Genomic DNA, 4,913 nt, shown 5'->3' on the forward strand with positions numbered 1-4,913 from the left:
GTTATGTTCGTCACAACAGAATAGATTATATATCAGTTCTGAGAATAATGCAAGTGTTTTTCTCATTTTTTTCAACTTTTCTGACATCCAGCAAATGATTTCAAACTGAGTGACAAAAAAATGGACCAGCCACAATTATATTGCAGTCAATCCACCTTGTAGTGGGCCGCCGGGGGCTCGAACCCCGCACACCCTGATTAAGAGTCAGGTGCTCTACCAAATGAGCTAGCGGCCCGTATTTATCATGTTGTGTTCGTCACAACAGATTAGAGTATACATTAGTTCTTTTTATAATGCAAGTGTTTTTTTCAACTTTTTTCATTTTTATTTGTTCGGTATTACTCTGCTCCTATCCCATACCAAAATTACCAGTTATATATATTGTTTGAATATCATTTTCGCCTATGTTATTATTATAAGGTATGACTTTTTCAATAAAAAGAAGATTTTTACAATAAATAGATGGAGATTACTATGAGACTGAGAAATGTAAAAGGATCAAGAGAGACTATCGCAGCAAATGACTATGTAGTGCACAATGAAACAGGCATGAAGGGGCATTGGCATGAGTTATTTGACAATGATAACCCTATACATATTGAGATAGGCATGGGCAAGGGACAGTTTATCATGGAGCTTGCAAGACGCAATCCTGATATCAATTACATAGGCATAGAGAAGTATTCAAGTGTCCTGGTGCGTGCCCTTGAGAAAAGAGAGCTTGAACCTGAGATGACGAATCTCTACTTTATAAGAATGGATGCCGAATATATAACTGACGTATTCGATACAAATGAAGTAGATAGAATATATCTCAATTTCTCGGACCCATGGCCAAAGGACAGGCATGCCAAGAGACGTCTCACATCTACACATTTTCTTGGTCTGTATGATCAGCTCCTCGCTCCTGAGGGAAGAGTTATATTTAAGACTGATAACAGAGGTCTCTTTGATTTCTCTCTGGAACAGGTTCCCGAGGCAGGATGGATCCTTGAGAACTACACATATGACCTTCACAATTCAGAATACAACGAAGGCAACATCATGACCGAGTATGAGACCAAATTCTCAGCAATGGGAACACCTATCAACAGACTCGTCGCATACAGAGAAAAGAAATAAACGTTGATTTTGCATTTGTTGACACACAGTTTTTGGTATACTACAATGAAGATTACAGCAAATTTATGGAAAGGAGTTTCATCATGGATACATCTTCTATAGAAAGTCTCAAATTGGTGCGCAAGACCAATCAGGATCTGTTGAATTTCTTCAATGATTCATATATCAGCAAGCTTGAGCAGGTTCAGTCACTCAAAACTGAAGATTTTGAACTCAAGGCAAAAATAGACCAGCTTATAAAGACATTAGATGTATACTCCTTCAAGACAAGCACTGGTCACAATGTATTTTCACCATTCTCAGTAGACACCACCTCACAGCAGGAAAAGGCTACTCAGATAGAGCTTCAGTTAAAAGAGCTTCAGGATATGCAGCAGACTCTTCATCTTCAGATCAAAGAGGACGAAGAAGAAACCGCATTGCTTAAGAAGCGTATAACTGATTTATCCACCTCCAACAGACATATAGATGATCTTCTGACGGAGGTGACTGAGGAAGTATCTACTATTAATAATGAAGATACAACAGAAACAGGCGGACCAGATACTGATTCCCTGACAGCAGCGGATCACGGAAAAAATATCCTCAGATTGTACCAATATGAGAAAAAACAGCTTGCGGACAGGATTCAATCCGACATCACAGATGTTCTTGACTCCAATTCACACAAGCTGGATGTACTGTCCTGGCTTATAAGATCAGATATCAATAGAGCTAAGGTCACACTCGAAGAGCTCACCTCATCAACGGCAAAACTTGCCGACCATGTAGATGAACTTGCCAATTCTCTCTCTGGAGAATCAGACAGCGAAGAGCCTGTATGGAATCATCTTGAGAAACTTTTCCAGGGTTACAAGGATGAACATCCTGAATGTGGCATATCATACGACATCAACTGTGCTGATTATGCCATGAATATTCCAGGTATTGTAGCCACATATCTTTTATCAATAACTAAAGATATTATGGACAACATATTTGTTCATTCAAATGCCAACAAGGTTTCAATCAAGATATATCTGAGCAGTAAGCTCATAGATGTATATATCAACGACAATGGCGTGGGTATAGACAACAATTATGATACCAACAGTCCATGGTACAGCAGTCTCCACAGAATCAAGGAGATCATATATCTGTTAAATGGAACTCTGAAGATCGATGGAGATTCAAAAACCGGAACAAATGTAAGATTTACTATTCCACTTGAATAATAACGTATCTGTTGAAAGACATATATTACTTAGTTTACAGGTTGGATATCTTAAAGTAACAAAGTGCTATATTGTGTATATGTTGTTTTATCAACACATATATATTTCGAATAAAATAAACATAAAAGGAACATTATCATGAAAGAAAAAATTGCACAGCTTATCTCAAATAACGTAGAAGGAATCGAAATGTCAGATATCATGGCTTCAATCGAGATCCCACCACGCCCTGATATGGGTGATTTTGCATTTCCTTGCTTCAGACTGGCAAAGGTGCTCAGAAAAGCCCCAAATATGATTGCAGCCGATATAAAGGAAGCCATAGGAGATGTAGATTTCATCGAGAAGATCGATGTAGCAGGTGCATACCTGAACTTCTATATCAAGAAAGATGTATTTGTAAAGACAATGATAGAGGCAGCCAACACAGATGACTTCGGCAAATCCGATATAGGCGAGGGACAGACCATATGTATTGACTACTCATCTCCTAACGTTGCAAAGAATTTCCACGTTGGCCATCTCAGAACTACAATAATCGGTAACTCTCTTTACAAGATTCATTCCAAGCTTGGATACAATGTTGTAAGAATAAATCACCTTGGCGATTGGGGCACACAGTTTGGTAAGCTTATCGTAGCTTACAAGGCATGGGGTTCAAAGGAAGCTGTTGAGAAGGATGGAATCTCAGAGCTCATGAAGCTGTATGTGAAGTTCCATGAAGAGGCTGACAAGAATCCAGAACTTGTTGACGAGGCAAGAGCATGGTTCAACAAGATGGAAAATGGAGACGAGGAAGCACTCAGCATATGGCAGTGGTTCAAGGATATAAGTCTTGTTGAATACAAGAGAACATACAACCTCCTCGGAATGGATTTCGACTACTATCTTGGAGAGAGTTTCTATAGAGACAAGTGCCAGGCTGTTGTGGACAAGGTTAAGGCTGCCGGTCTTCTGAAGGAGAGCGAAGGTGCTATGATCGTTGATCTCTCAGATTACGATATGGCTCCATGTATCATAACCAAGAAAGACGGAAGCTCAATATACGCAACAAGAGATCTTGCTGCTATATTCTATAGAAAAGACACATATCACTTCTCAAAGTGCTTATATGTAACCGGTCAGGAGCAGAAACTTCATTTTGCACAGGTATTCAAGGTAGTTGAGCTTCTTGGAAACGAATGGGCAAAGGATCAGCTTGTTCACATTCCTTATGGTCTTGTAAGTCTTGAGGGAGCAAAGCTTTCTACCAGAAGCGGTAATATCATATACGCAGAGGATATTCTGAAGGATGCCATTGCAAAGAGTCTTGAGATAATCACCGAAAAGAGCCCAAAATCTTCCAAACAAGGAGGATGTAGCCAAGAAAGTTGGTGTTGGTGCTGTTCTTTTCAATGACTTATATAATCAGAGAATCAAGGATGTATCATTTAGCTGGGATAAGGTTCTCAACTTTGATGGTGAGACAGGTCCTTATGTTCAGTATACACATGCAAGATGCTGCAGCGTTGTAAGACTTGCTGAGTCATTCGATCCATCAAAACCGGTTAACTACAGTCTCATTACAGAGCAGGATGCCATAGAGTTATTAAAAGAGATCAACAGATTCCCATCTGTGATCAAGGATGCTGCTGATAAGTATGAGCCATCTGTTGTAGCAAGATATGCAGTTGATGTTGCTCAGGCATTTAACAAGTTCTATAACTCAACAAGAATCAATGTAGATGATGTTGAGCTCAAGAATGCAAGAGTTATGCTCACATATCTCACTAAGAATACAATATCTGAGGCACTTAACCTCCTTGGAATCGAAGCTCCAGAGGCAATGTAATCAGTGTTTCTTCTATATTAATATATGACCATATAACCTGGTTAAAGAAAAAGAGAATGTTTCACGTGAAACATTCTCTTTTTCTCATATATCTCCAGGAACCATTTTAAATTATATTGTCATAGGTATTATTGTTTTTGATACTTTTCTCTAAATAATATTACTCATGATATTTCTGTTCTGAATATTCTTATCTGGCTGTCATTATTCGGAATATTATTGTTCTAAGTATTATCGTTCTGAGTATTATCGTTCTGAATATTCCATTCTGAATATTTCATTCTGAATATTTCATTCTGAATATTGTCTTCTAAACACTATCTTCCAGACATCATTGTTTCGAAATTATTATCCTAGATAATTTTGTTCTGAATATCTTTACTTCAGGTATTTTTTCTTATATCTGAATATTTTTAGGTATTCTTCTCTTGTTTTTCTAAGTTTTACAATTTCTTTGTGAAGAAATTGTTTATTACAATAACTAAATCATATTTCTAACCATATTACGTATTATATAATCTCTTCTGTTCTATTCCTTTATATACTTCTATATTCTACATTGCGTTTTTATGAATACAGAATCTTTAAAGCTGTTAATTAATAAATTATATGGTGATTTAAATAATTTCAATAAATAAATCATTTGTATATTTAATTTTGCTTTAATATTATATATATTTGAATGTTTCACGTGAAACTTTATGATAAACGTATTTCAACTCAAACTTCAGATATCGCATACATTT

At 37.0% G+C, this 4,913-nt stretch carries 4 protein-coding genes and 1 tRNA gene; 4 read left to right on the forward strand and 1 reads right to left on the reverse strand.

The genetic code is table 11. The features are described from left to right. Nucleotides 1–162 precede the first annotated feature (162 nt). Nucleotides 163–235: transfer RNA gene (locus CCU_RS09155), tRNA-Lys, on the reverse strand. A 239-nt stretch (nt 236–474) separates the two neighbouring features. Here CCU_RS09155 and trmB point away from each other — a divergent pair. The 4 genes from trmB (at nt 475) to CCU_RS14525 (ending at nt 4,167) form a co-directional block, all read left to right on the forward strand. Next, nucleotides 475–1,122: a tRNA (guanosine(46)-N7)-methyltransferase TrmB gene (gene trmB / locus CCU_RS09160; RefSeq protein WP_015534422.1), complete on the forward strand. Its 648-nt coding sequence runs from the start codon at nt 475–477 to the stop codon at nt 1,120–1,122. A gap of 83 nt (nt 1,123–1,205) precedes the next feature. Then, a complete protein-coding gene (locus CCU_RS09165; protein ID WP_015534423.1) occupies nt 1,206–2,336 on the forward strand; it encodes an ATP-binding protein in 1,131 nt (376 codons plus the stop codon). A 138-nt stretch (nt 2,337–2,474) separates the two neighbouring features. Continuing rightward, a complete protein-coding gene (gene argS / locus CCU_RS09170; protein ID WP_015534424.1) occupies nt 2,475–3,734 on the forward strand; it encodes an arginine--tRNA ligase in 1,260 nt (419 codons plus the stop codon). Nucleotides 3,735–3,750: 16 nt separating this feature from the next. Further along, nucleotides 3,751–4,167, forward strand: coding sequence for a DALR anticodon-binding domain-containing protein (locus CCU_RS14525; protein ID WP_330369946.1), 417 nt, complete (start codon nt 3,751–3,753; stop codon nt 4,165–4,167). Nucleotides 4,168–4,913 lie beyond the last annotated feature (746 nt).

Origin of the sequence: Coprococcus sp. ART55/1 (genome assembly GCF_000210595.1) — a bacterium.
In the GTDB taxonomy this organism is placed as follows: domain Bacteria; phylum Bacillota; class Clostridia; order Lachnospirales; family Lachnospiraceae; genus Coprococcus; species Coprococcus aceti.